Origin of the sequence: Mesorhizobium sp. M7A.F.Ca.AU.002.02.1.1, from assembly GCF_003998535.1 — a bacterium.
GTDB classification, from domain to species: domain Bacteria; phylum Pseudomonadota; class Alphaproteobacteria; order Rhizobiales; family Rhizobiaceae; genus Mesorhizobium; species Mesorhizobium ciceri.
In genome coordinates, this window is record NZ_RZPB01000904.1 from 1 (window position 1) to 2151 (window position 2151).

Consider the following 2151-nt stretch of genomic DNA (forward strand, 5'->3'; position numbering starts at 1 on the left):
GGCCGAGCGGTGGTCGACGAACAGCTTGGGCTCACCGGCAGGCAGACCGGTCGCCGGGTCGCAGGCGACGCGCATCAGCATCCCGGTCGAGGTGTCGGTGTAGTAAGCGATCGCCCCATCCTCGGTAAAACAGATCGAATTGGAGACGGTGATGTCCGAAAACAGCTGGCGCAGTTCGCCCTTGAAAAACCAGTAGATCGAACCCGCGCCTTTTTCCTCGCCCTTGCCCATGGTGCCCATCCACAGGGCACCACAGGGATGGACGCGGGAATCGTTGGAGCGCGTGACCGGATTGTCGGCCTCGACAGGCGTGTGCAGCGTCAGCTTGCCGGTCGCGACATCGCGGACATAAAGGCCGGTCTCGGCGGCGATCAGCTGGCGCTTGTCGTCGATGACGGCGATGGCGCTCGCCATTTGGCCAAGCTCATGGACGGTGGTCGCGCCGCCGGACAGCCGCTTTTCCAGAAGCTGGCTGTTGACGATGTCAAACCAGTAGAGCGTATCGGTGGCGGGATCGTAGCTCGGCCCCTCGCCGAGCTGGCAGACGTGATCGGAAAAAACCGAAACGATCGCTTCGCTCATCCTGCTTCTCCGAACACCGCATCCCAGGCCGCGACGGCAGCGTGCGCACGCGCGGCCACCTCGTCGACGCTCATGCCCGGCTTGAACAGGCTGGAGCCCAGACCAAAGGCGGTCACGCCGGCAGCCTTGTAGCCGGCAAAATCTTTTTCAGAGACACCGCCGACGGCGCCGACCAATGTCTGCGCCGGCAACACCGCGCGCATCGCGGAAATGCCGCCGGTGCCCAGCACGCTCGCCGGGAAGAATTTCAGGGCCGAGGCGCCGAGTTTGATCGCCAGGAAGGCTTCGGTCGGCGTGAACACGCCGGGCATCGTCACCATGCCGTAATGCATGGCGCGCGCCATCACCTCGGCATCGATGTTGGGACTGACCAGCAGCCGCCCTCCGGCCTGGTGCAAGCCATCGACATCGGCCGGCGTCAGCACCGTGCCGGCGCCGACCAGCGCCGTTTTCGGCAGCACTTGGACGATGCGGGCGATCGACGAGAACGGTTGCGGTGAGTTCAGCGGCACTTCGATCGCCTCGATGCCGGCGTCGAACAGCGCCTGGCCCATGGCCATCGCCTCGGTGGGCTTGAGCCCGCGAAGGATGGCAACCAGGCCGCGCTTGAGTTTTGGAAACGGTGCGGTCTGGCTCATCGGGCAACTCCAATTCTGGCGATCATGCCGTTCTCGCGCGCCGCCTCGACGAGACCGGCACGCACTGCCTCGTCGGCGTCGACGGCCCGGAGCTCAAGCCCAGCAAGCCCAAGTGCGGCCTGGTAGAGTGCGGCCAGCGCGCCGGAGGCAATCAGCACCACGGGTTCGGCGCCGGCGCCATGCCGGCGGCTGGCGGAGGCGATCTCGCCGCCGATCAAAAGGCCGGACAGGCAGGCGGCGGCATCGTCGGCTTTCAGATCCTGCAGCAGGCCGGCGGCCCGGATCGAAAACAGTCGCGAGGTGATATCGCCGCCTTCGCCCAATGCGGTTTCGCACCAGCGGCGGAAGAACGGATTGTCCGATGTGACGGGCTTCGGATGTTCGCCGAGCGAATGGCGCAGGATCGAGTGCGCGGCAAGCACGGAAAACAGCTCGCCGGTCGGCCAGGTGCCGAAGCCGGTAACGGCGCCATCCTCGACCAGCACCCATTTCGAATGGGTGCCGGGCATGCAGACCAACTGGCGCCCCCTGGCCGGCAGGCCGGCGCCGGCAAGCTGGGTTTCCTCGCCGCGCATGACGTCGGGCGCGTCAGTCAGCCGCTGGGCCAGACCCGGAACGATGCGGATGTCACGGCTCTGTCCGGGCACGCTGGCGGCGCCCGCAAGGATGGCGGTAAGCGGCGCCGGCACGGTGACATAGGGCGCTTCGAGCCAGCCCTGGCGGGACCCGGCCATGCCGCAGATGATGACGGGCAGCGCCGCTGGTGCTCCCATCGCCGCCAGATGCCCTTCGAGGATGGTCGAAAAGCCCTTTTGCTGCGCGGTGATCAGGCCGTCATCGCCGCGGCGTTCGGCAAGCATCTTGCCTTGCCCGTCGATCAGCCAGACCCGCATGCGGGTCGTGCCCCAGTCGACGGCGGCGACCGCCGGTG

Annotated in this window: 3 protein-coding genes; all 3 read right to left on the reverse strand. The window is 66.9% G+C overall.

All coding sequences use genetic code 11. The features are described from left to right. On the reverse strand, positions 1-582 hold a 582-nt coding region (locus EN879_RS33085; RefSeq protein WP_164774733.1), incomplete at its 3' end, for an SMP-30/gluconolactonase/LRE family protein. Continuing rightward, positions 579-1220 (reverse strand): 2-dehydro-3-deoxy-6-phosphogalactonate aldolase, encoded by a 642-nt coding sequence (locus EN879_RS33090; protein ID WP_063169670.1) that lies wholly within the window; start codon positions 1218-1220, stop codon positions 579-581. The genes EN879_RS33090 and EN879_RS33085, both read right to left, overlap by 4 nt. Beyond that, positions 1217-2151 (reverse strand): 2-dehydro-3-deoxygalactonokinase (locus EN879_RS33095; protein ID WP_164774734.1); only part of this gene is annotated, 935 nt, incomplete at its 5' end. The genes EN879_RS33095 and EN879_RS33090, both read right to left, overlap by 4 nt.